Origin of the sequence: Bradyrhizobium sp. 187, assembly GCF_023101005.1 — a bacterium.
Lineage (GTDB): Bacteria > Pseudomonadota > Alphaproteobacteria > Rhizobiales > Xanthobacteraceae > Bradyrhizobium > Bradyrhizobium canariense_D.
Genome location: NZ_CP064693.1, coordinates 4,232,015 through 4,254,961, shown reverse-complemented (window position 1 = coordinate 4,254,961; position 22,947 = coordinate 4,232,015). Strand labels below are relative to the sequence as shown.

Here is a 22,947-nt window from a genome sequence, read left to right as displayed (position 1 = left end):
ATGGACACAGGATCGCAGCGCGAACTCGCTAGACTTCTGGCGACCCTCCGCAAGGAAGGCCGGCAGCAGAGTGGTCTGGACGTCCGATTGCTCCCCCCGGACAAGGAGACGGCCTACCGGGTTGCCCGCATGGTGGAGGAAGAGCTCGGCTGGGAGGTGGCGGGGTGGAAGATCGCCGCAATGAAAGCTGACCTGCAGAAGGCGTTGCGCACTGACTCGCCAATCTACGGCCGGGTATACGCGCCGCTGATCAAGCAATCGCCGGTTACGGTTGAGCATGCCCGTCAGTGTAGTCCCATTCCGGAAGTCGAATATCAGGCGCTGCTTGGTGCTGATCTTCCGCCACGTGATACGCCTTACGGCTTCCCAGAAGTCAGGGAGGCCGTTGCCTCGCTGCATCCAGGTGTGGAACTGGCGGAATGTCGCTTCGTCCACGACGCGGCGTTTCCTCCTCTGGCCGCCATCCTTGCGGACGGGGCCGGCAGCGGGACGATCGCCTATGGTTCGCCGATCGAGCATTGGCGGGAGCGTGATATTGCCGGCCAAGAGGTCGTCCTGACCTGCAACGGGGCACCGAGGCGAAAGGGCACTGCAGCGATTGCGCTGGATCATCCGATCGTGCCGGTGACGTGGCTGGCCAACGAACTCTCTCGGGCCGGCATCGGCTTGAAGGCAGGGCAGATGATCAGCACCGGTACACTGACCGGAATGTTGAGACCGAAGGCCGGCGAGACGTTCGTCGCCGATTTTGGGCCCTTCGGCACCGTGACAGTGAAGTACGCGTGATCCGATCGAACAGGCAGAATCCATTTTGCCTGAAGCATGTCGCGATCGCCACACTCAACGGTCTAGAGGCTGGGACCCGCGGTGGCGCCAGCCTTGCCTCAAAAGAAGGGGGGAAACCTATGGGGTTGATCGGCGTTTGCCGCAAATTGCTTATTGTGACGATCACTGCGCTGTTCACGCCCACGATTGCGAGGGCGGAATATCCAGAGGGATCAATAAAATTCGTCGTACCTTTTGCCGCCGGCGGGCCTACGGACGCCTTGGCGAGGTCTCTGGCTGAAGGGGTCCGATCCAGACTTGGCCAGCCCGTCATCGTCGAAAACCGCGCTGGCGCCGGCGCTAATGTGGGCGCCGACTTCGTAGCAGCCGCACCAGCTGACGGTTATACCCTTCTGTTTGGGACGTCTGGGCCGCTTGCCATCAATGTGAGCCTGTACACAAAGCTGAACTATGATCCGGTCAGGAGTTTTGATCCCGTCATCATGATCGGCAAACTGCCTAACGTGCTCTCGGTTCATCCCTCTGTGCCCGCGAGCAATGTGCAAGAGTTGATCTCGTATGCGAAATCGAATGCCGGGAAACTGAGCTTCTCCTCGTCCGGTAATGGTGCATCTACTCATCTCGCCGGAGTTATGTTCAACGCCATCGCCGGCACCGATATCCTGCATGTGCCTTACCGTGGCGGCGCACCCGCGATAAACGATCTCATCGGCGGCCAGGTACAGATGAGCTTCGCCGACATCTTCGTCTCGGCACCTCATATAAAAGCGGGAACGCTTCGCGCGCTTGGGGTTACGACGATCGAACGCACGCCGGTGTTACCCGACGTGCCTACTTTCGATGAACAGGGTCTCAAGGGATTCGACGTGAGCGTCTTCTTCGGTGTCGTCGTGCCCAAAGGCGTACCGGAGCCGATCATCGAAAAGCTCAATGCGGCTTTCGTGGCCGCCATGAACGACAGCTCCATCAAACCGATCCTCGAAGCCCAAGGGATTATCCCGGCGCCGTCGAACAGTCCCGCATATCTGTCGAAGTTCATGGACCAGGAAATCCCGAAATGGCGAGATGTCATCAATTCGGTCGGTTTGCGGATTGAGTGAGTCGGCAGGGTTGGTGCGCTTGTTGGGCATGGTCCGCCAAGGGTTGGCGGGATCAACCTCGTAAATTTCTGGCACTTCTGAACAAGTGAGCGAACTGGCAGTGAATATTTTTGGACGAGGTGCAGCTGGCTATTGCTTTTCGATCGCACCCTTCAGCAGGAGCTCGAGCTCCTGGCTGACCTCCTCCAGAGGCTGCGCACTCCGTGCGGCCCTGCACATCGCGACCGTGCCTTCGACCGATGCGACTACGAGTGTTGCGAGGCGCCGCGCGCGCGGCGCGGCGAGGCCTTCCCGCTTCAGCGCAGCGGACAGGATCTGCTGCCAGTCTGCAAATACGCGCTGAGCGAGATCCAGCAGATGACGCTGCACTTCCTGTTCGCCGACGCTCTCTCTCTCCGTCGTCTCGCTGACATATTGCTCGACAGCGACCGCGAGGATCGGACAGCCGGCCCGGTAGTTCGTCTGCTCCAGAGTTTTCCTCCAGAGTGCGATGAAGGCGCGCAAGCCGGCGATAGCCCCGCGTGCGTTGGTCAGATGCTGCAGCGGACCGCTGACCTGGGCTCCTGCGAAGGCAATGGCGTCTTCGATAAGTTGTTGTTTGCCGCCTGGAAAATGATGGCTGATCGATCCGCGCGGCGTGCCCGTGTGACGCACGACTTCGCGCATGCTGGTTGCATTCACGCCGCGGCGGCTCATCAGATCGGCGGCTCCGGCCACCATTTTCGCTTTCGTATCAGACGTCATAAGGCACCTCGTGCCATCGAACATAGAATATGACGATTGACATAGCCAGAGCATTGTGCAGTTATGTCATCTGACATAATTGGCGACGGTCAGGAGATGCAGATGACGTTTATCCATGTGATGACTCCGCAAGGGCGACTGACCGGCGAGCAGCGGCGCGTACTGGCGAAGACGCTGACTGATGCTGTGCTGGTACCGGAGGTTGGACGGCTCGTTCCTCAGGCGCGGCGTGGCTATCAGGTCCATTTCCTCGAGCGGTCGCTCGACATGATTGCCCACGGCGGAGAATTGCTGTCCGACCAGCCAAGCGACGTCATGGTGGTGGATGTCGTGGTTATGGACTGCTGCTGGACGCGGGATGATCGCGCCACAGTCATTCGCAATGTACTTAGGGCTCTAGCGGATGCCTGCGACATGAATGAGCCCGCACCAAGCTGGTGGGTCAACTTTCGCATTATCGAGGAGGGATGTTGGGGTTCACGGGGCGGGGTCCTGTCGTTCCTCGATATTCTCGATGAGGGCGCGGCCGCATTCCCGTCGGAGCGGGCCGCCGCGATCCGTACCGCGCTTGCCATCAAGAACGACAGATAACAGGAGGAACCGAAATGACCACCGAGGGCACAATCCGCACCGAGACGCATGATCACATCCTGAAGATCATCATCGACAATCCCGCGAAGAAGAATTCCTTCTCGCCCTTGATGATGGATTTGCTCTCGGACGCCCTGACCGAATTGCACAACAACGACAGCTACTGGGTTGGTGTCATTTGCGCAGAGGGCAGGGACTTCACCGCCGGGCTCGACATGCCGAAGTTCTTTGGACCAAACGCGGAAAAAAGGAACATCAAGGAAGACAATGTCGACGTTTTCGGCCTCAGCAAGCGCTGCAGGAAGCCGATAGTAACAGCAACTCAAGGGATTGTTTATACGGTGGGCATCGAACTGATGCTGGCGGGCGATATCGTGGTCGCCGCCGACGACAGCCGGTTCTGCCAGATGGAAGCGAAGCGTGGCATCGCCCCGCTAGGCGGCGCGCACTTCCGGTACCTATCCCGTGCGGGCTGGGGTAACGCCATGTATCATCTTTTCCTCTGCGACGAATTCAACGCGCAGCGGGCTCGCGAGATCGGCCTCGTTCAGGAGGTCGTACCGGCTGGCCAGCAGATCGCTCGTGCCATGGAGCTTGCGGCGATCATTGCGCGTAACGCGCCGCTCGGGATCCAGGTGACCAAAGAGGCGGCCGCGAAATATGCCGAGCAGGGCGAGGCGGCCGCGATCGGCTGCATACCCGCGATTCGTGATCGTGTGCTCAACAGCGCCGACGCGCGAGAGGGCATTCAGTCCTTCATCGAGCGGCGACCAGCAGTCTTCCAGGGGCGGTGAGCCAATGCCGACGACCGTCAACAATTCTGATGGCTCGGCTGGGTATTTGCCGGATTCGCGAGCGACGCTTGACGAAGGCGCCAGAATTGATCCCTTCTATCATCCGTTTGGGGCGGTACTGAGCTACACGCGCAGGTAGATCTTCCTCGTCACCCTTTGCAAAAGGAGGTATCCTCCGGGCAGCTCTGGGGGATTCGGTGCTTCAAGAAATCAAGATTGCGGGTTGCGCAACCTATTCGGTTGGAGGCGAGAAGCTCGCTCCACTTAAGCAGATCAATTTCGTCTTCGGCACAAACGGGGCCGGCAAGACCACGATCTCTCGCATTATCAATGATCCCGCCTCCCACGCCTCCTGCACGTTGACGTGGCAGAAGGGTGTGGCGCTCGCCTGTCGCGTCTACAATCGCGACTTTGTGGAGCGCAACTTCGCGACGCAACTTCCCGGGATTTTCACCCTCGGTGCCGCTGCGGCGGAGACGCTCGACAAGATCGACAAGGCCAAGGCAAAGTCAAAGATCTTGACGATGGCATTGCGCAGTTGGCGGACACGCTGGGTGCAGCGGACGCTTCGTCTGGTAAGCGGGGAGAGCTCCGGGCGCTGCGCACGCAGTTCGAGGCAGATTGCTGGAAGATCAAGGGCAAGCACGATGCCCACTTCAAGGAGGCCTTTACTGGCGTGCGAAACTCGCAAGCGAGGTTCTGCGACAAGATCTTGGCTGAACTGGCAGCCAACACTGCCGACCTCGTTGAACTCGGCGAGCTGAAGCGCAAGGCCGCGACTCTCACCATCGCTGAACTTCGACGGGAAAACCACGGTCTGGTCGTCGCCGCTGATGGCTTCCTTGATCACCTCAACAGCCAAGTCGGACAGCGGAACGATTACCTCCCGGCGTTTCTTCACCCGGTGACGTGGCATGCTGTATTGGGCGTCATCATATCGATTCCGATCAGCTCAGCTCGCTCCATCAGCGCCGCCTGGTACGGGCGGACCATGGTCGTCAAGATTGCCTTCAGCGCCAACGCCACCTCACGGTCTGCCGGCAGGCCGGGGTGATCGAGGCCCCACCACAACGTTCTGACTTCATCATCGGTCAAGACGCGGTCACGCGACTTTTCCTTACCGCCCCGGCGTTCGAGATCAGCGAGGGGGTTGGTCTGCACAAGCTTTCGGCCCGGCTGCTTCGCCCAACTAAACATCTTGTGCAGTACTGATTGCGTTCGGTTCGCACTCACAGGTGCGGTCTCTGCGATCTCATCCAGCAGCTCGGCTGCCATGTCATCGGTCACCGTGGCTGCCGGCAACCGTCCCCATGCTGCCCGGGGGCGCTTCAGATAGTGCTCATCATTCTTCCACGAGTCCTTGTTCGGCTTCCCTATGCTGCGCAAGCCATTCTCCGAAGATGATCTTGCGTGATGCAGGAAACCATGGGCATTTGTTAGCCCAGCAAGCGCGCCAAGCAGCGTTCAAGCTCTTCCACTGGAAAGGGCTTCCGCAGGACGGGGTGATCCTTAAAGGGTTCGGGCACGCCTTCCACGCCGTATCCGCTCGCGAAGGCGAATGGAATACCGCGCTTATGCAGAGTTTCAGCAATCGCTTCTGAACTGTCGCTGCCGAGCTTTACGTCCAGAATGGCGGCATCGAGACCGGGTGCAACTGCGAGCTTGAGACCGCTTGCCAGATCGCTCGCCTCTCCCCCGACCGTGTGGCCCAACTCGGCCAACATGTCTGCGACCATCATTCGGATGAAGGATTCGTCTTCCACAAGGAGTACTGATGCCGTGTCGCCCCTTAGTTTGAAATCCGACGGCTCTTGAGAACTCTCGCGGCAGCGTCAGATTGCTTTAGAATCCGTTCGCTCTGCTCTATGATCTGCCGGGTCTGCTTCACCGTTTCCGAGATTTGCTGCGCGGATTGCCCGACTTCGAGGACAAGCCTTCGGATGCGTTTTGCTTCCCGGTCTTCTTCATCAGCCATAACTGCTTCTCGTGCGAGCACATCGCTAATCCTGCGCAGTTTGAGCCGTTCCTAACAGAGTCACGATTCCAAAGAACAGACCCCGTTCGACAATTGGAACCTATATTGAAGCTCGGCTTTAAAGTGTCAATTGCGGCAGAGTATTGCAGTGAAGCGAGGATCCGATGGGCGAGCGGCGTCGTCATATCAAGCACGAAAGGTCCTTTAGGGAGCGGCTTATGGATCAAGCGACCAAGCTTCGCGAGGCCGCCCAGCAACTGCCACCTGGCACCGAGCGTGAGCTTCTGATGAAGAGAGTTCGGCAAGCCGAACAGGCGGCGCAGATAAGCGATTGGCTGAGCGCGCCGAATCTCCGGTCGCCAGCCTCCCTTGGCAAGCTGTTGAAGGAATCCGGCAAGCCAACCTAGCGGGCTCGCCAGCTGCTTATGCAAATTCGAAAAACAGGCTGGTCGCTGCGTCTGTCACTTCCAGACTCCATTCTTCGCCGGGGCGAAACTTGCCATCGATGTTCCTTGAACAGAGCGCCTGCGAGGGTCGTGGCCTCCCGCCATGCCGCTTCGTCGTCCGGCAACTCTTCGCCTTGCTTGGCGTGTCGTGGACGTGAAAGAAATATCTTGGCATCTATCGGGAATGCGCGGCGTAGCTTTGTGTTCCTCCCGGGCCTGTTTCGACGAGGCAACGTTCAGCCGTTTAATCCGCTATTTATCCAGATCCGTCGGCTTTGGCGGGCTTGGAGGCGGGAGGCCGTATAGCGCGGCCCGTTTCGCTGCAAGTTGCGATAGGCGCCCGCTTGCTTTAGCAGGTCCCTCTTGAACTCTGAATCCGACTCCTCAGCCGCCATTTTTTCCAACTGGATTGCCCGCTCAAGGTATTCGGTGAGAAGCTTCATAGCCGCATCACGAAAGCATTCCAGTTCTACGCAGAAGAGCGACAACCGCCGCCGCCACTTCGCTCGGGTCGAAAGATTTCTGCTACCTGGTCACATCGTGGAAGCGGTCAGGAATGAACTCGCGACTATAGCCTGTTGTAAAGACGAAAGGCTTGCCGGCATCGGTCAGCGTGTCGGCGAAGGAATAGGCCATTGATCCATGGAGGTTTATGTCGAGCACGGCGGCATCGAAGCTCGCGAGTGAAATAGAAACAGCTTCCTCAATGTCGTCAATCGGACCGAGGGTATGGATATGCAACGCTCGGAGTGCCTCGGCCAACTCCTCTCCGATGAAGTATTCATCTTCCACAATCAGAACGCGACAATTGCCCATTGGTCCGCTCTAGCCCGGCCAACCGCATAGAATGTATCTTTGTACCTATCGGCTTCGTCGTCGGTCAACCAGCAAAAACGCGCTGCTTTTCGGCTGGAAAAACTGGCCGGGCGCAGCCCGGGCGCTCGGGCAGCTTTGGAAGTTATCCTCCGGTTATCCCCCGACGCCTTCAGTTTTTTGCTCAAGCGATTGAAAGTAATTACGCAAATCGGTTTTTAATGCCGTCACTGGCCGGAGAGCTTTCACCCGCCGGGGGCTTGTGTCGAAAGTACCCGGTGAGCGGCGGCCTCGAACGTTGCCGCTCCCTCCAACCCGCCCGCGTGTTGTCTCCCACGCGGGCGGGTTTTCCATTTCCAGAATCCGCGACGTCCAGCGGGCACCTCGGCGCCATCAATCGACAAAGGCGAGGGTCAAAAGAGGCGTGACACGGCGGAGAGACGTCGAACAATTCCCGGGGGCGTGCATGTCAATCGCTGATCTGAAAGTGCGCCTGTCCGATGTGGCGGGTACCGAAACGCTGTCGATCCGCTCGCAACCGACCAGGAGATTGAGGACGCAATCCGGAACGCTTCGCGCCTTCCGTCGGTCGCGCTGAGACTGTCGAGCATCCCGCCGGCTGTTCGGCCGTCGCGTTCTGCGGCTGCGGTACGGCTGTGAAGATTCTCGGGGCGCCGATCCGCGCGCTGTGGCAAGCGGCGGCCTGGGGCTGGGGCTTTTTCTTGGGCCATAGCCTCGTAAAGAAATAAGGCCCCAGCTCGCGGTTATGTTGGGGGCATTGAGCTGGGGCCATTTGGGGGGCGCCCTTAGGGAAGGGCATCGGGAAAGCTTGGCAAATGCAGGAATGTTCCTGTCCTAAGTTTCAAAAGGCCACTGCGTCTGGGTCAGGCGCCGGACGGCAGCTGCTCCGGTGAGGCTCCAGCTCAACCTTTGGCTTTGATCAGCTTGTCGCGCTCGGTGCGGGTCAGTTCCTTGGCCTGGTTCAAAGCATCCTCTTGGCTGAGCCCGATCGTGATGGATCGGCGGCCGGGGTTGTCATCCCAATAGAAATATTGGCTCGGGCGGCCGTCCTGGAAGCAAACCTCAAAGCTCCCGCAATCGGGAATGGCTTGCACGGTGTGCGGGATTATGCGTATCGGGTCACCCGATCCCAATCGATGCGAACAATAAGATCGTCATCAATCAGGAGGTGACCATTTTCAAACGCGCGATCCACAAGAAGCGAAAGACAAATACCATTGCAGGGGTCTAAGCGAGACCAACCTTGCTACGCGTATCATAGTCACTCGATCTCGACAAAATATTCGCACCTCATTCAGTGCTTTAACCGAGTCGTGGGCGCGACTTAACCGCCAACATGGAAGTTAATGCCATCGAAGTTTGCACAAGACCGACGACGTAGCGACTCACGGCATCTTCGCGCCGATAGCGTTAACCCTGGCGCCCGGAAGCGCTTGATTCGAGAGATGGTCCGCCGACAATGTTGCGCGCGAGCGGCCGATTCAGCAAATGCAGGTAGCGACGATGCGGATTTTCGCGATTTTCGCGGCCCTGCTGTTTTCGGGGGGCGTTCATGCGGCGGAGCCCGTTCTCGGCCGTGAGGCCGGGGCGCCAGTTGCGGTCACGGAAGAAACGTGGCGTGCCATCGACGAGCGGCTCAGAGCTTCGACCGCTTCCCGCAATGCACTGGTGGTCGCGCAAGCGTTGGTCGACTTGATGAAACAGCATCCGGCCATGGATCTCGTCGTGCTCGAAGGCCGCTTGCGGAAACTGCAATCCGACGTCTACCTACTTGCATCGCCGATCGCGAATCAATCGAGTACGCCATCATTGATCTCACGTCCTCCTCGGGCGACAGCCGGCGACCTACCCTATTACCTTTGGATCGAACTGAACGGCCGCGAACAAATGCTCAAAAAGCGCCGGGAATTCGGAACGTCGAGCGAATATGAAAACCTGCGGAAGCTCAAGGAAACCGGGTTTTTGACAACCCGTAGTTCCGCAAAATCGCGAGGCGCAAAATGGACTACTGATGTCCGACGGCCTCAATGGTCGTACACGCCATCCTGACGCGCATCATCGATAGTCGATCTTAACAGCGCGCCTTTGGATCGCCTTGCATGCCACCGATTCCTTTGCCACAATAGATAGAAAGGCAAGGGGATTCAGTGCCGGTTTAGTTTGCCATTTGCCATAAATTGGTGAGCAAAATCAAAGACTGCCCCGCGCCTGGGAGACTAGGGGTCGGAGGTTCAAATCCTCTCGCTCCGACCAAAACTTAGCCGGACTTCAGGGCGTCCGGATTTTCTCAAGGGTAACGGATAGGGTAACGGGCTTATGTCGCCGGGATGTGAATAGCCCGGATAACCAACGACAGCTTGCCCGCGTGTACGTGGGGCGTACCACCATCGCGCGTTGATTCGCCCGGAGCCAGGCACATGGGCACCTCGGATCGTAGATCGCTGACCTTTGAACAAGCGAGGGTTTGGCACCTCTCCCGGCGCAGCTCGACCGCAAGGAACTTAGTCGAGAACTTCGGGCGAAGCTTTGGGCCTGCATTCATGCAAGGCTTGATCGAGCCTACACCGACATTCTCCATTATCGTGGAAACTGGTCCAGAATTCTGAAGGATCTGCATGTCGACCACCACCACGTTCGCATCGACAAATTCAATCCGAACGGGATCGTCACCAAGATCGGTGACTTGTTCGAAAAAGCCGAATGCCACAAGGTGTACGGTTGGCTTTAGGCTGTTCTTCGGCACCCAAATTGTCCGCCTGATCTCGGTCCAGCAGTTCAGTTGGTATTAGAGAACTGCCGCGCGGCTTACCGCATTGAAGACGGTGTGTTCTGGCCGACTGCCTCAACAGAGGAAGCCGACGCGCTTATCCAGGCGAACGCAGCATTATCTGCTTCGCAATTCGGTGGCGCAAAAACTCACTTAAAAAATGCTGCTTCGAAACTCACCGAAGGAGATTACCCAGCAAGCGTTCGTGAAAGTATCAGCGCAGCGGAGTCAGTTGCGCGCGTGCTCGAACCTACTGGCGATCTTTCGAAGGCATTGTCGGGATTAGAACAGAGGATTGCTCTCCATCCGGCGCTTAAAAAGGCGTTCCTATCACTCTATGGATATACGAGCGATGAGAAGGGCATCCGACATGCGCTCTTAAGTGAGGCTGAAGCGGACGTTGATGAAGCTGACGCGATCTTCTTTATCGGAGCATGCGCATCGTTCCTCACCTATCTGATTTCCAAGTCGCACACCAGGCGGTAGGGCAATCGGAGTAATCGACGACGTCCGTAAGTGGCTAAACGACGTACCGCTATGGAAGGAACTCGGGACGATACCTGATCGGACGAAGGCGCTTGAGGAAAAGGTTGCCGCATTGGAGGCGGCCCTAAACGGCAAACGGCCAGGCGACGTATGCCCTTCTGCGGTGCGCAAGGCGGTTCCGATGGCGACGATTTACGCAACTCTGGAAGCCCTCGAAAAGAAGGGGTTCGAATCCATGAAAAAGTGCTGCAATTAGCGTAACGCAGCGTAACGGAGCACTAGTCAGCAGAACTAAGGCGCTGCAATCCAGCGCGCGAGGGCGCTGCGATTCGGTGCGAACGAGCGCGCGGATTAATGGACGGCTTCGAGGGCTTCGAGCGGATTGAAGAACGGCTTCGGTTGGCCGCAATACAATTCTTGCCTGCGCTTGAACTTAGCAGCAACAATGAAGACACATTAGTACGGGCTTTGATCTGGGGATCATGCTGTCGGGAATGAGGGTATCAGATGGTCACGTATCGTCTATCGAAACCCCGAATTGTAAAGCAACCATCGGTAGGAACTGGCGACGACGAAGTTTCACTGCCCGTGTGTTGGGCTTGCGCCCTTAGCTCCTGGCTTGAAGCCACTCGCGGGGTCAGTTGGTCATATTGCTCAATCATCCAAATGTTTCAGATGTACTGCAATGGAAATGCGCTCGATCTTGTGTACTTTGGTGAGATTGCAAACAGCCTCTCGATCAACATGGATTACGAGGAAATCGACAGAGCCGACCTCACGTTCGACTATGTATACGAAAAGATGTTTCCTCTGGCGGGGACGTCCGGGAACCATCTCTACATAGTAATGGAAGGGAAAAACCCAGCTCATGTAGTCGTCGCTTATGGGATTCAGCGGGACAACACCGACTACATCGCGATTATGGATCCGCTTCGGGGTGTGCTCGCTGCTCCTACCCTTTCTACCTTCAGAAACAAGGCCACTGGCTTCTTGATAGGCTGGCCCAGGCGATAACGATTGTGAAGCCTACGTCGGGCGGCGCAGCGATTTCTTTCTATTTGTTGCGTTGTAGCCCCGCCCTTACCATTTACCACCGTCGTGGTACCCCGGGCAGTTGGGCGCGGTCTCTCTTGTGCTCTATTTTCTCTCTCTTTTTCCTGTCTACACATTAGTGTCCTGTCCATTTCAATTCACTTCCAAGTTGACTCATGTCGTTGGTTCACTGGTTCACCTATAGGGATAACCAAAGTGAAATCAAAACGATTGGAGCCTTCAACCATAGAAGTCGCGCTGGAGCTTGAACGGATCGCTGCTGTGTTGCGGAATAGCCAAGCCATTGCGGACCAATCTCGGAAGCAAATAGCTGAGATGGGAAAGAGCGCTTCACCTTGGCAAAGGATCAAAGAAGACGGGTATCGAGGATTTGCCGATTCAGATTTGATCAATGCCTTCGAGAAGATATGTGTTGCGTCGCAGGCCATAGGTCTTCTGATCTTAAGGGAGGGAGAGCTAGAAGGCTTTTGCAGGAGCTTTTCCCGCAGAAACAAGGCCGAATGGTTAGCGTCAGTCTTACAGCTGGACCTTGAACAAGACGAAAGACTGGTCGAGGCTCGAATCTTTGCGACTAGCATGCTGAGCGTCGTCGCTCGAGTAATTGATGGGCTCCCTCGACTCAAACCTGGATCAGCCACTCTGTAGTTTGATGCCGGGGCGCGGGCGGCGGGCGTGCCGGTCGAGCTGCATCTGCTCCGTGACCAGCCGCACAATTACGCGCTGATGCCGACGCCGGAGGGGCGAGGCGCGCGTGCGATCATTCTGCGGGCGGTGGCTTAAGGGGAAGGTGTGATCGTTGTCACAAAGCGCGCCGCCGCAATGGGGGCTGGCGCTGTCGATGCCCGCACGGAAAGACCAGTCGGCCTCCGGGGCGTTTCCTCGTTTTTAGTCTTGGTCCGTCGTCTTGGTATCAGTAGTTTTGCGGGCCCTTAGGCGTGGCCCTTGACCTCGTAGCGACCCGGAACGCATTTGTAGCGATCGAGCCGCCAGTTGGCGTGGTAGATCGGATGCTCGCCCATCCATTTCGCCAATGGAGCCTGTGCGCCGATCGCACACTGCATCATCGACATCTCGGGCGTCATGTTGCTGTCGGTCACGATTTCCTCGATGCAACTGCCTGAGCTGGCTGCACTCAGCCGGCAGAGCACGGCAACGACGGTCACGAACATTCCAGTCACCTCATCGGTAGTTTCTGACCACGAAGAGGATGCAAGCGGAGTGCCAGAGCCTGTGACGCAAACAACACGCTGACCTGGCCGACTCGACCCAGCGTCCGGACTCCATTTAACGATTCGGATTGTAAAAAAATTGCCCCTAAACCGAAGCCGGGCAAATACGGGGAACCGGGTCAATAATAACCGCAGGGATGTCGAATGCTGGGAGCAGCGCCGCGCCGGTGGCGCTTCACAGGCCGCTTGTAGCCGCTAGGCTTTCAGACCGCGGCCACCCGCCAAAAGATCGGGACCGCCAGATATGGAAACGCGAGGGCAGACCATGAAGACACGACCGACCGGCGTAATCCCGCCGATGACGACGCCGTTCCGGAAGGATGGCGAAATCGACTACACCCTCGTAGCAGCCCAGGTCGACTGGATGATCGGCGCCGGCGCACACGGCGTCGCGGCCGGCGGCTCGACCGGCGAGGGGCATACGCTCGATCACGAGGAATATCGCGACCTGATGGAGGCGACGGTAGCCGCGGTGAAGGGGCGCATTCCCGTCATCGCCGGCATCATCGTCGACTCCACCCGCGATGCGATCCGCCGCGGCAAGCTGGTGCGCGACATGAATGTCGCAGCGCTCCAGGTCACGCCGGTGCATTATCTGTTCAAGCCAGACGACGAGGCGATGGTGGCGCATTTCCGCGCCATGGCGGACGAGACCGGCATGCCCATCATCATCTACAACGTGGTGCCGTGGTCCTATCTTTCCCCGGCGCTGCTGACGCGGATCATGACCGAGGTGCCGCTGGTGGTCGGCGTCAAGCAGAGTGCGGGCGATCTGAAACTGTTCGCGGACCTCATGATGATGGCGCCGGAGAAGCTGATCTACAGCGCGGTCGATGCCCTGATGTATCCGTCCTACACATTGGGGGCCCATGGCTCGATCGCCGCGATCCTGACCGCCGCGCCGCATGCCTCCGTCGCGCTGTGGGATGCGGTGAAGGCGGGTGACCATCCGCGCGCGCTCGATCTGCACAAGAAGCTGTTGACGCTGTGGAACGCTGTCATCGCCGACAATCTCCCGGCCTGCACGCGCTATGCGCAGAGGCTGCAGGGCCTGCCCAGGACTTACCCGCGCGCGCCGATGCCGGAGCCCTCAAGCGCGCAGCAGGCGGCGATCCGCAAGGCGCTGGACGGCCTCGGCGCGTTGAACGGGCGGCGCGTCGAGGCGGCCGAATAGTCCGCGCCCCGAAATCCCTGATGAACATGGCAGCGCCGATCCGCTTTTACCTGCGGATGCGGCGCTGCTACATTTTGTGCGCGCTTCGATGCACGCGGCGTAGCCATGAAGAAACATACCGACAGGGGAGGGGCCGAAAGTCCCATGAAGGATTTTGCAGGAAAGATCGCCGTCATCACCGGCGGCGGCACGGGAATGGGACGCGAGCTCGCGCGGCAGCTCGTCGCCGAGGGCTGCAATGTCGCGATGTGCGACGTCTCGGAAGCCGCGATGGCCGAGACCAAGCGGCTGTGCGAGCTCGAGAAGCTGCCGCAGGGCCTGCGCGTCACCACCCATGTCGCCGACGTCTCGATCGAGGATCATCTCAAGCGATTCCGCGACGAGCTCGCCGAGCAGCAGAAGACCGACCGGATCCACCTCCTGTTCAACAACGCCGGCATCGGCGGCGGCGGCAGCCTGTTCACCAACACGCGCGAGCAGTGGGAGCGCACCTTCAACATCTGCTGGGGCGGCGTCTATCTCGGCGTCCGCACCTTCCTGCCGATGCTGGTCGCGGCCGACGAGGCCCACATCGTCAACACCGCGAGCGTCAACGGCTTCTGGGCCTCCATCGGCATGAACCAGTCGCACACCGCCTACAGCGCGGCGAAGTTCGCCGTGAAGGGATTTACCGAAGCGCTCATCAACGACCTCCGCCTGCACGCGCCGCATGTCAAATGCTCGGTGGTGATGCCCGGCCATATCGGCACCTCGATCGTCTCCAATTCGCGCAAGGTGCAGAGCGCCGACGGCTCGGAGCGGCTCAACGGCGACGAGGTCGCGCTGACCCGCAAGCGCATGGTCGCGGCCGGCGTGCCGGATGCCGACAAGATGTCGGACGAGGACATCCAGGCGGCGTTCGCCGAGCGCGCCCGCAGCTTCCTCGAGGATGCGCCGACGACGGCGGCTCAGGCCGCCAGGATCATCCTCGGCGGGGTCAAGGCGGAGCAATGGCGCATTCTCGTGGGTGAGGATGCAAAGCGCCTTGACGAGCGCGTTCGTGCTACGCCGGAGCAGGCCTACGACCGCGCCTTCTACGAAAGTTTCACGCAGGAGGTCGGCTGGCGGCTCGGCTGACGCAGGCGACGAGCGCGCGCCGATATAGGTATGATGCGCATCATGGCAAGAGGCGCGCAGGCAATTTCACGTGCCACCTCTTGCCAGTTCGCTGCCGGCGTTTCTTGGCCGTGTCGGCCACTCCTGACGCATTGTGGAATGTCACGCATGCGACACATCCCTGCGTTCAAGCGATGGTGATCTCGAACGGCTCTCATTGGGCGCGCCGCAGCTTGGTCAGGGAACCAAAATAGTTTATTCAGTCACGTGTAAGGCGATGACCAGAGCGTAGCTCCCGATGATACCCGCATGCCTCTCCGACGACTGGATCCTTTGCCCGGAGCGAGAGGACATCTCCGCTGAGTTCACGCGGCTCCTCACCGCGGCCCAGGACGGCGGCGCCACGATCGCCGAATGCCTGATGATCGCGCGGCAGCTGAAGCGGGGCGACGACCAGTCCTGGCATCGCGAGTGGAAGAAGCTGGCGCAGACCAATCGCCATCGTGCCGAGGCCGCGTTCGCGGAAGGTCACAGGGCGACCGCGCAGCGCAATTGGCTCCGCGCCATGAATTACTACAGCGCGGCCGCAATGCCGCTCGATCAGGCGGACGAGCGCCGCTGGGTCGCGGTCCTCGCGATGCAGGATTGCGCCCGCCGCTTCCTCGCCGCGCGCGACCCTGCCGGGGAAGTCGTGACGATACCCTGGCTCGACGGACATTCGTTGCAGGGCTATTTCCTGCCCGCGCACGCGCCGTTGGAACGCGTGCGAGCCCCGACCGTGATCTGCATCGGCGAGCCCGGCCATCGCAAGGAAGAGTTTCTGTTCAAGCTCGCGCCGCACGCCCGCGAGCGCGGCTTTTCGCTGCTGGCGCTGGACCTGTTCGGCGACCAGCGCGACGATTATCTCGACGCGCTGTTGCGGCGCCGGGATCTCGAGAGTGCGATTCCGTGCGTCATGGACTATCTGGAGACGTGCAGCGAGGTCGACTTCGAGCGCGTCGCGATCGTCGCCGATGGCTGGGGCTCTTCCTTCGTGGCGCGCGCGGTGCTGCAGGAGCCGCGGCTTGCCGCCGCCGTCTGCGATGGCGGCCTGTGGGACCTGCACGAGCGGGCCTTCTTTGCCAGCCGATTCGCGATGAGCGACGTCAGCATCGTCCCGGTGCCGCACGCTCCGCTGATGGCCTCCAGCGCCGACTGTCCGGTGCTGATCACGCTCGGCGAGGACGGCTGGCTCAAGGCCGATCGGGCGCGTCAGATCGTCCAGACCTCCCGGCTCGGCAGTTCGGATGTCATGTTGAAGGTGTTCACCGCGGCCGAAACCGGCGCGGCGCAGGCCCATGCGGACAATCCGAGCCTTGCCAATGAATACATCTTCGATTGGCTGGAATCGCGGCTCGGCGCCGCGCGGCGCATCTGAGAACGTCGCCTCAGAAGTCGAGGGTCAGGCGGACGCAGGCCTTTTCGAGACGGGTCTTCAACATCGCGAGCTTGGTGGTGAATTCCGTCAGCTCTTTCTCGTCGAACTCCTGGAAGACGAATTCCTTGATCGTCTTGTACTGCTCGTTGAGGCTCGCCAGGTGCTTTTGCGTCTTCTCGGTCAGTGATAGTCGGACCACCCTTGCGTCGGTCGGCGAGGGGCGGCGGCGCAACAGGCCCTTCTTCTCGAGCAGCTTGGACTGGGTGGTGACGAACGACGGATCGACGTGGAGCAGTTTCGAGACGACGTTGACCGGAATGCCGTCGTCCTTGTCGAGGTCGGAGATCGCCATCAGGATCAGCCATTGCGGGCCGCTGATGCCGAGCGTTCTCGCCCAGAACTGACGCAGCTCCTCCAGATACATGTTGATCGACGATATCTCCCAGGTGAAGCGCCTGATGATATCCAGATTGCCGATGGTGCGGAGGCGCGCCCCTTCTTTCCTCGTCGCTGACACAGCGTCACTCCCGTGATCTGATTTGTATGCGGCCGGTGTCGTGCAAGCCATAGTCCACGCAAGCCTGCTCTGACGCAAGTGCAGAGCAGGGTAATTTTGTCAGTAAAACTACAAAGATGATCAGCTCACGGAATCGGTTCGCAATGGTGTTGCGAACGGGGCACAGGTTTAGCAAAACCGACAAAGCTGACTAAATAAGGTATTTTGATTACCGAAAGGCGCAGGCATATTGCTTCGTGGCGGTGGGGGTACTCGATCGTCCCGTTGCAGGTGGTTTGCTCACGTCCCTCGCGTCGAAAGAGGGTGTGTTCGAAGCGCAAAGCGGCCGAGCGGATTTCAAAGACGGGGATCTTGGGGGGCCTCACGGTCCGGTCTTCGTAAAATGAGCAACTTGGAGGTTTTAATATGAAAGTGGTGAAGAGCCTTTTGCTCGGCACTGCGGCGGGTCTGATCGCCGTCGGTGGAGCTCAGGCAGCTGATCTTCCGGTCAAGGCCAAGGCGGTCGAGTATGTGAAGGTCTGCTCGCTCTACGGCGCGGGTTTCTATTACATCCCGGGCAGCGACACCTGCATCAAGCTGGGCGGCTATCTGCGTGCCGAAGTGGCGCTCAATGCCGGCGGCAATTACAGCGCCCAGTACAACAACGTCTTCGCGGCCAACAACCGCCTGACCAACTATTACTCGATGCGCGCTCGTGAAGATCTCAACATCGACACCCGCACCGCAACCGAGTACGGCGTGGTCCGCACCTATTTCGATGCGGTCTTCACCTGGACGACCGGCAACTATGTCGGCGCCGGTTCGGGAACGGGTGCGACCCAGTACAGCGGTACGCTCGGCCTCAACGCCGCAGGCACGAGCCTGATCGGCTCCAGCGGCGGCGCCGTCAACGGCACCGACGGCACGATCTCGGGCGGCGCGCTCGGCGTCTACTACGCCTTCATCCAGTTCGCCGGCTTCACCATGGGTAAGGCCGTGTCGCAGTTCGACGCGCCCTGGATCAACTATCCCGGCAACAACTTCGACCAGCTCGTCGGCGGCAGCGGCACCACCAACGGTGTTGCCCAGTTCACCTACACCGCCGATCTCGGCCAGGGCGTGACGGCGATCGTCTCGGCCCAGGACCAGACGCAGGTGTTCCAGACCGCGCTCTGGAATACGGCCGGCATGTCCACCGCCGGCGTCCTCGGCGGTGCCTACGGCTCCAACGATCTCGGCGGCACCCGCTCCCCCGATCTCGTCGGCACGCTCCGCGTCGACCAGGCCTGGGGCCTGTTCCAGGCCTCGGTCGCTGCGCACGACAACCACGTCGGCTATTACGGCGCGAGCGAAGTTACCGGTCATCCTGAAGACAAGTGGGGCTGGGCCGTCCAGCTGGCGCTGTCGATCAAGAACATCCCGACCGGTGCAGGCGACGTGATCAACATCTCGGGCGTCTACACCGACGGCGCGAGCCGCTACAACTTCCAGGAGCTGGCAGCGACCAGCTACTCGATGTTCGGCGGTTCGGGCGGCGCGTATCAGAGCATCGGCTTCGCCGGCGTGTCTGACGCGGTGTTCGCACCCGGCAGCGGCCTCGAGCTGACCAAGACCTACGGCTTCCGTGGGGCCTACACTCACAACTGGAGCCCGTACTGGAATTCGGCGCTTTATGGTGCGTGGGCTGCCGTCAACTACAGCGGCACCGCCAAGGGCATGATCTGCGGCAGCGCCGCGTTCGCGACCCTGACCGGCGCCTGCAACCCGGACTTCAACATCGGCCAGATCGGTGTCATCACCCGCTGGACCCCGATCAAGAACCTGACCTTCTCGGCTGACTTCACCTACAGCCATCTTGACCAGAAGTACTCGGGCGTGATCACCACGCCGGCGCTCACCAGCGTTGCCAAGCCCGCGGCGACCTATGAGCTGAAGGACCAGGACACCTACAGCCTGTTGGTTCGCGCCCAGCGCAACTGGTAAGCTCAAGACCTTCGGATAGGACGCAGCCCCGGCGGGACACCGCCGGGGCTTTTTTATGAGGTGGGCTTCTTTGCGAGCGGGCCTTCGGAAAATCCGGCGCGTGCGGGCGGCGAAGACGTGCCATGCGAATCGATGGGCCCAAATTTATTTACTTACCTGAGCTACTAAGCTATATTACTTCCAGCCGATGACGAAAGTTGCGGCTCTGACTTGATGCTAAACCTCCAGAAACCTCCGGCAATGCCCTGCCGGAGGTTTTTCGTTTTGGGCATGGCTCCAGGACTCGCCTCCAGGACTTGGCTCTAGCCGCGCATGACGCGCGCGCGGGAATTCGGCCGGTAGGCGAGGCGGCTGTGGCCGGCGCAATAGGACTGGCCGTCGGGTGCGGAGTTGCCGCAGAAGCAGAAATCGTCCGCGCCAGGCGTCGAGATCGGCCAGCGGCAGCGGTTCTCGGCAAGCTCGAGTAGCGAGCAGCGATTGGCGTCGTCGATCGGACCGGTGACCATCGGCGCACCGGTCTCGCCGTAGATCGTGGCGAGCATCTCATATTGCAGCCGCGGCACGGTCCGCGGCGCGCGCGCCGGCGCCAGGCCCCTGTCGTGAACCTTGCGATCGTCGATGGTTCGGCCGCGCGTGAGATTGAGGCGAGACAGCTTGCCGATCACGGCGTTGCGGCTGACGCCAATGTCGGCGGCGATCTCGCGGCAGGAGAGCCCGGCCTCGAAATGCTGCCTCAGAAGTTCGATGCGTTCGTCGGTCCAGGTGGGTGAGAGAACAGGCATGTGTAACGGTCCCAGGTTGCAGATGTCGGCCATCCGCCTCTCGAGATCCGTCCGCCTCACGTTCGGCGCGCGCTCACGTCCTGCCATTGTCGCGAATCGACAAAAGCCCGTCCTTGATGGCGAGACGGATGCCTTCCTCGATCAAGGTACGTGCGACGCCGGGAACGCTGGTGCCGTGGGTGCCCTGTCTCACCAGCTTCTCCAGATAGGTGATGGTCGAGAGCGCCAAGGTTACGGGAATGCGGTCAGTCTCGGCTTTTTCGGTGGCCATGGCCGAACGCTAGCCTCTTACTCGGGTACATAAAAGTTATGATTAAGACTCTATTTAGGTTTGGAGGCAGAAGTCAAATGCAGGCTGCGGCGCCTGGTCAGCCCGTTGGAATCGCGAGGGAAATTTAGGCATGACAAGGCACGCCGCGCGGCAGGCCGGCGGCGGCGTGGCTTCGACCGGTCAGGAGTGGGCTGGTCGGCTCAGCCGTGCACGATCGTCTTTTCGATCATGCAATGGATGCCCTTGGAGCCGTTGACGGTCTGGGTCACCCGCAGATCGGCCGCCAGGCTGCACAGCGTATAGGCGTCCTCGCGCGACAAATTGCGCCTCTCGCCGAGCAGCACGATCATGTCGCGCAGCGCCCGCACCACGCACTGGTCCAGATCGGGGTCCATCGCCATGGTCATGTAATGCGTCGCCGTCTCGCCACGGGGATAATCGAGCCTGAGGTCCTTGCGCAGCGTCAGGCGAAAGCGGCCCTGAAGCGCGGTCTCGATCGCGGTGACGCAAACCTCGCCGTCGCCCTGCACGCCATGGCCGTCACCGCAGGAGAACAGCGCGCCCGGGACGAACACCGGCAGATACAGCGTCGCCCCGGCGCCAAGCTCCTTGTTGTCGAGATTGCCGCCCATGGCGCGAGGAACGAGCGAGGAGATGCGGCCCCAGGCCGGCGGCGGCGAAACGCCCATCACGCCGAAGAACGGCTTGAGCGGCAGGTCCAGCCCCCACGGCATGCGGGCGACCATCCGGGAACGGTCGAGCGGGATGTTCAGAATGCGCGTCTCGTGGAAATCGTCGGGCAGGGTGCCGGACAGCGGCTTGATCATGTTCCAGCCCCAATCCTGCCGGAGCTGGACGTCGAGGATCTCGACCGCGAGCACGTCGCCGGGCTCGGCGCCCTCGAGCGCGATCGGGCCGGTGAGGATGTGGCCGGGCAGCATGCGCTCGTTCTGGGCATGAACCTCGTGCATCTCGGGCGGAATGTGAAATTTGCTGCGGTCGGGCAGCATGTCCGGACCGCCACTGATGGTGTCGACCGTGACCTCGTCACCGCTCGCGATGGTGAGGACGGGCTTGAGCGCAGCCTCGAAGAACCCCCAATGGCAGGTCTCGGGGCTGGAATGCAGGTGGTGATGGGTCATGTGGCGTCCGTCCGTTTCACAGGCCCGGGCTTGACCAGGCAATCGATCCTCTTCCAAGAAGCTTTCTGAAGATCGACGGGCGGGTCAAGCCCGCGCGCAACAGGCACGATCATTCCAGCGAGGCTCCCCTGCTTTTTGTCCTGTCCAAGACCCTCGGCGCAGCGGTGCTGCCGATCAACTTGATGATCGAGCTCGGAATCGTCTCGGTCGTCCTGATGGCGACGCGCTTTGCCGCCTTCGGCCGCAAGCTCGCCGCGGCCACGCTGATCCTGCTGGCGCTCGCCGCGTTTTCGCCGCTCGGCAACCTCTTGCTCTATCCGCTGGAGTCGCGTTTTCCGCCGTGGGATCCGTCGCGCGGTGCGCCCGATGGCATCATCGTGCTCGGCGGCTCGATCGACACCGATCTGTCGGCGGCGCACCGCACGCCGGTCGTCGCGCACGCGGCCGATCGCCTGTTTGCGCCGGCCGAGCTCGCGCGCCGCTATCCGAACACGCGCATTGTCTTCACCGGGGGCACCGCGAACCTGGTTTCGACGGACTCCCGGGAGGCCGACTACTCCGCGCCCATCCTGGAGAATCTGGGCATCGCGAAGCAGCGCCTGATCCTCGAGCGGGACTCCCGCAACACCTACGAGAATGCCATCTTCACCAAACAATTGGTGGCGCCGAAGGCGGGCGAACGCTGGCTCCTGGTCACGTCGGCCTTTCACATGCCGCGTTCGATGGGAATCTTTCGCAAGGCGGGATTCGACGTCGAAGCCTATCCCGTGGACTGGCGAATGGGCGGGCGTGACGATCTCTTCTCTTTCACCAATGTCGGCACGGACGGGCTCGGCCGAACCGAGGTCGCCGTGCGCGAATGGATCGGGCTCGTCGCCTACCACCTGATGGGCCGGACTGGCGAGTTGCTCCCGGGACCGACGAAGGACTAGAACCGTTCAAGAAGCAATAACAGCACCGGCTCACGGTCGCCGGCCCCGGAGGACGCCATGCAACAGCAGAGTGCAGACAGCATCGATCTTGCCGGCCTCGTCGCCGATCTCAACAGCCTGTTGCGGCTGAAGACCACGGTGATCGGCATGAAGCTGTTCACGCGGACCGCGGACATGGAGGCAATTCCGAAAGTCCGGCGGCCGAACGCGGTCCACACCACCGACCAGATCGTCAGCATGGCCGCGCGTCTGGGCTGGACCGTGGGCATCACGGCCGACGATCTCGTCGGCGCACAATGCCGCGCGGTGATCGGCCTTGCACCGCAGGACGAGAAATGGCTCGCCGGCGAAAACTATGTCGGGGTCTGGCACGGCACCGCGGAGGACGCACGCAAGCGCCAGGAGGCGCTGGATGTGGTTCCGTTCGGGCAATATCAGGCGCTCGCGGTCAGTCCGCTGGCGAGCGGCCGGCTCGATCCGCCCGACATCTGTCTCGTCTATGCGACGCCGGGGCAGATGATCATCCTGATCAACGGGCTGCAATACACCGGCTACAAGAAGTTCGAATGGGGCGTGGTCGGCGAGACCGCTTGCGCCGATTCCTGGGGCAGGGCGCTCAAGAGCGGTGAGCCCAGCCTGTCCTTGCCATGCTACGCCGAACGGCGCTATGGCGGCGTGCCGGACGAGGAGATGCTGATGGCCCTGAAGCCGGAACATCTCGCCAAGGCGGTTGTGGGCATGAAGGCGCTGGCGAAGAACGGCCTGCGTTATCCGATCCCGCCCTATGGTATTCAAAGCGACGTCCGTGCCGGCATGGGCGTGAGCTACGCGAAGAAGTAAAGCAAAGGCG

At 60.5% G+C, this 22,947-nt stretch carries 29 protein-coding genes; 16 read left to right on the top strand and 13 right to left on the bottom strand.

All coding sequences use genetic code 11. The features are described 5' to 3' along the window. Positions 1–786 carry a 2-keto-4-pentenoate hydratase gene (locus IVB19_RS20395; protein ID WP_247487646.1) on the top strand — a complete coding sequence of 262 codons (786 nt, stop codon included), beginning with the start codon at positions 1–3 and terminating at the stop codon, positions 784–786. Continuing rightward, a complete protein-coding gene (locus IVB19_RS20390) occupies positions 783–1,886 on the top strand; it encodes a Bug family tripartite tricarboxylate transporter substrate binding protein (RefSeq protein ID WP_247819845.1) in 1,104 nt (367 codons plus the stop codon). Before IVB19_RS20395 ends, IVB19_RS20390 begins: the two co-directional genes overlap by 4 nt. Before the next feature lie 129 nt (positions 1,887–2,015). Here IVB19_RS20390 and IVB19_RS20385 read toward each other — a convergent pair whose 3' ends face one another. Beyond that, positions 2,016–2,630 (bottom strand): TetR/AcrR family transcriptional regulator, encoded by a 615-nt coding sequence (locus IVB19_RS20385; RefSeq protein ID WP_247487641.1) that lies wholly within the window; start codon positions 2,628–2,630, stop codon positions 2,016–2,018. A gap of 102 nt (positions 2,631–2,732) precedes the next feature. Here IVB19_RS20385 and IVB19_RS20380 point away from each other — a divergent pair, with 102 nt between their 5' ends. The 3 genes from IVB19_RS20380 (at position 2,733) to IVB19_RS40710 (ending at position 4,779) form a co-directional block, all read left to right on the top strand. After that, positions 2,733–3,221 carry a tautomerase enzyme gene (locus IVB19_RS20380; protein ID WP_247487639.1) on the top strand — a complete coding sequence of 163 codons (489 nt, stop codon included), beginning with the start codon at positions 2,733–2,735 and terminating at the stop codon, positions 3,219–3,221. A 14-nt stretch (positions 3,222–3,235) separates the two neighbouring features. Next, complete coding sequence (locus IVB19_RS20375; RefSeq protein WP_247487637.1) at positions 3,236–4,015, top strand: crotonase/enoyl-CoA hydratase family protein; 780 nt, start codon at positions 3,236–3,238, stop codon at positions 4,013–4,015. A 197-nt stretch (positions 4,016–4,212) separates the two neighbouring features. Continuing rightward, on the top strand, positions 4,213–4,779 hold the full coding sequence (locus IVB19_RS40710; protein WP_524536667.1) for an AAA family ATPase: 567 nt from the start codon (positions 4,213–4,215) through the stop codon (positions 4,777–4,779). A gap of 133 nt (positions 4,780–4,912) precedes the next feature. On the opposite strand, the gene IVB19_RS20365 is transcribed toward IVB19_RS40710, so the two are convergent. From IVB19_RS20365 to IVB19_RS20355, 3 genes are read right to left on the bottom strand one after another with little or no spacing between them, the layout of a single operon-like run. Beyond that, entirely contained in the window at positions 4,913–5,401 is a 489-nt protein-coding gene (locus IVB19_RS20365; protein WP_247487633.1) for a site-specific integrase, read from the bottom strand. Between the two features lie 50 nt (positions 5,402–5,451). Next, positions 5,452–5,754: a response regulator gene (locus IVB19_RS20360; RefSeq protein ID WP_247819844.1), complete on the bottom strand. Its 303-nt coding sequence runs from the start codon at positions 5,752–5,754 to the stop codon at positions 5,452–5,454. Positions 5,755–5,804: 50 nt separating this feature from the next. Next, on the bottom strand, positions 5,805–5,990 hold the full coding sequence (locus IVB19_RS20355) for a hypothetical protein (protein WP_247487629.1): 186 nt from the start codon (positions 5,988–5,990) through the stop codon (positions 5,805–5,807). A gap of 218 nt (positions 5,991–6,208) precedes the next feature. Between IVB19_RS20355 and IVB19_RS20350 the strand changes: the two genes are divergently transcribed. Beyond that, positions 6,209–6,397, top strand: a complete 189-nt coding sequence (locus IVB19_RS20350; protein WP_247487627.1) for a hypothetical protein — start codon at positions 6,209–6,211, stop codon at positions 6,395–6,397. A 275-nt stretch (positions 6,398–6,672) separates the two neighbouring features. Here the strand turns inward: IVB19_RS20350 and IVB19_RS20345 are convergent, their stop codons facing one another. From IVB19_RS20345 to IVB19_RS20335, 3 genes are all read right to left on the bottom strand, one after another. Next, the gene (locus tag IVB19_RS20345) at positions 6,673–6,879 is read right to left on the bottom strand and encodes a hypothetical protein (protein WP_247487624.1); all 207 of its coding nucleotides are present in this window, start codon (positions 6,877–6,879) and stop codon (positions 6,673–6,675) included. An 82-nt stretch (positions 6,880–6,961) separates the two neighbouring features. Further along, complete coding sequence (locus IVB19_RS20340; protein WP_247819843.1) at positions 6,962–7,252, bottom strand: response regulator; 291 nt, start codon at positions 7,250–7,252, stop codon at positions 6,962–6,964. Positions 7,253–8,172: 920 nt separating this feature from the next. Then, positions 8,173–8,364, bottom strand: a complete 192-nt coding sequence (locus IVB19_RS20335) for a hypothetical protein (protein WP_247819842.1) — start codon at positions 8,362–8,364, stop codon at positions 8,173–8,175. Positions 8,365–8,758: 394 nt separating this feature from the next. On the opposite strand from IVB19_RS20335, the gene IVB19_RS20330 reads away from it, so the two are divergent. Next, positions 8,759–9,319: a hypothetical protein gene (locus IVB19_RS20330; protein ID WP_247819841.1), complete on the top strand. Its 561-nt coding sequence runs from the start codon at positions 8,759–8,761 to the stop codon at positions 9,317–9,319. Positions 9,320–9,584: 265 nt separating this feature from the next. On the opposite strand, the gene IVB19_RS20325 is transcribed toward IVB19_RS20330, so the two are convergent. Then, positions 9,585–10,013: a hypothetical protein gene (locus tag IVB19_RS20325; protein ID WP_018456779.1), complete on the bottom strand. Its 429-nt coding sequence runs from the start codon at positions 10,011–10,013 to the stop codon at positions 9,585–9,587. A 36-nt stretch (positions 10,014–10,049) separates the two neighbouring features. Here IVB19_RS20325 and IVB19_RS20320 point away from each other — a divergent pair, with 36 nt between their 5' ends. The 3 genes from IVB19_RS20320 to IVB19_RS20310 all read left to right on the top strand — a co-directional run bounded on the left by IVB19_RS20320 (position 10,050) and on the right by IVB19_RS20310 (position 12,221). After that, positions 10,050–10,523 carry a hypothetical protein gene (locus IVB19_RS20320; protein WP_085355305.1) on the top strand — a complete coding sequence of 158 codons (474 nt, stop codon included), beginning with the start codon at positions 10,050–10,052 and terminating at the stop codon, positions 10,521–10,523. A gap of 666 nt (positions 10,524–11,189) precedes the next feature. Next, a complete protein-coding gene (locus IVB19_RS20315; protein WP_247819840.1) occupies positions 11,190–11,537 on the top strand; it encodes a hypothetical protein in 348 nt (115 codons plus the stop codon). A gap of 234 nt (positions 11,538–11,771) precedes the next feature. Further along, positions 11,772–12,221, top strand: coding sequence for a hypothetical protein (locus IVB19_RS20310; RefSeq protein ID WP_204511372.1), 450 nt, complete (start codon positions 11,772–11,774; stop codon positions 12,219–12,221). 284 nt (positions 12,222–12,505) lie between these two features. On the opposite strand, the gene IVB19_RS20305 is transcribed toward IVB19_RS20310, so the two are convergent. Continuing rightward, a complete protein-coding gene (locus tag IVB19_RS20305; protein WP_162496319.1) occupies positions 12,506–12,745 on the bottom strand; it encodes a hypothetical protein in 240 nt (79 codons plus the stop codon). A gap of 325 nt (positions 12,746–13,070) precedes the next feature. On the opposite strand from IVB19_RS20305, the gene IVB19_RS20300 reads away from it, so the two are divergent. From IVB19_RS20300 to IVB19_RS20290, 3 genes are all read left to right on the top strand, one after another. Beyond that, entirely contained in the window at positions 13,071–13,979 is a 909-nt protein-coding gene (locus tag IVB19_RS20300; protein ID WP_247487620.1) for a dihydrodipicolinate synthase family protein, read from the top strand. A 144-nt stretch (positions 13,980–14,123) separates the two neighbouring features. Beyond that, a complete protein-coding gene (locus IVB19_RS20295) occupies positions 14,124–15,095 on the top strand; it encodes an SDR family NAD(P)-dependent oxidoreductase (RefSeq protein WP_247487618.1) in 972 nt (323 codons plus the stop codon). Between the two features lie 277 nt (positions 15,096–15,372). Then, a complete protein-coding gene (locus IVB19_RS20290; RefSeq protein WP_247487616.1) occupies positions 15,373–16,491 on the top strand; it encodes an alpha/beta hydrolase family protein in 1,119 nt (372 codons plus the stop codon). Between the two features lie 10 nt (positions 16,492–16,501). Here IVB19_RS20290 and IVB19_RS20285 read toward each other — a convergent pair whose 3' ends face one another. Continuing rightward, positions 16,502–17,008, bottom strand: a complete 507-nt coding sequence (locus tag IVB19_RS20285) for a MarR family winged helix-turn-helix transcriptional regulator (protein WP_007611061.1) — start codon at positions 17,006–17,008, stop codon at positions 16,502–16,504. Positions 17,009–17,413: 405 nt separating this feature from the next. Between IVB19_RS20285 and IVB19_RS20280 the strand changes: the two genes are divergently transcribed. Next, positions 17,414–18,970: a porin gene (locus tag IVB19_RS20280; RefSeq protein ID WP_247369835.1), complete on the top strand. Its 1,557-nt coding sequence runs from the start codon at positions 17,414–17,416 to the stop codon at positions 18,968–18,970. A gap of 302 nt (positions 18,971–19,272) precedes the next feature. Here the strand turns inward: IVB19_RS20280 and IVB19_RS20275 are convergent, their stop codons facing one another. The 3 genes from IVB19_RS20275 to IVB19_RS20265 all read right to left on the bottom strand — a co-directional run bounded on the left by IVB19_RS20275 (position 19,273) and on the right by IVB19_RS20265 (position 21,165). After that, the gene (locus tag IVB19_RS20275; protein WP_018455139.1) at positions 19,273–19,752 is read right to left on the bottom strand and encodes a GcrA family cell cycle regulator; all 480 of its coding nucleotides are present in this window, start codon (positions 19,750–19,752) and stop codon (positions 19,273–19,275) included. A gap of 73 nt (positions 19,753–19,825) precedes the next feature. After that, on the bottom strand, positions 19,826–20,023 hold the full coding sequence (locus IVB19_RS20270) for a hypothetical protein (protein ID WP_007603456.1): 198 nt from the start codon (positions 20,021–20,023) through the stop codon (positions 19,826–19,828). 200 nt (positions 20,024–20,223) lie between these two features. After that, positions 20,224–21,165, bottom strand: a complete 942-nt coding sequence (locus tag IVB19_RS20265) for an acetamidase/formamidase family protein (RefSeq protein WP_018455138.1) — start codon at positions 21,163–21,165, stop codon at positions 20,224–20,226. 164 nt (positions 21,166–21,329) lie between these two features. Here IVB19_RS20265 and IVB19_RS20260 point away from each other — a divergent pair, with 164 nt between their 5' ends. Further along, the gene (locus IVB19_RS20260) at positions 21,330–22,097 is read left to right on the top strand and encodes a YdcF family protein (protein ID WP_473356854.1); all 768 of its coding nucleotides are present in this window, start codon (positions 21,330–21,332) and stop codon (positions 22,095–22,097) included. A gap of 57 nt (positions 22,098–22,154) precedes the next feature. Beyond that, positions 22,155–22,937, top strand: coding sequence for a DUF169 domain-containing protein (locus IVB19_RS20255; protein ID WP_085353389.1), 783 nt, complete (start codon positions 22,155–22,157; stop codon positions 22,935–22,937). Positions 22,938–22,947 lie beyond the last annotated feature (10 nt).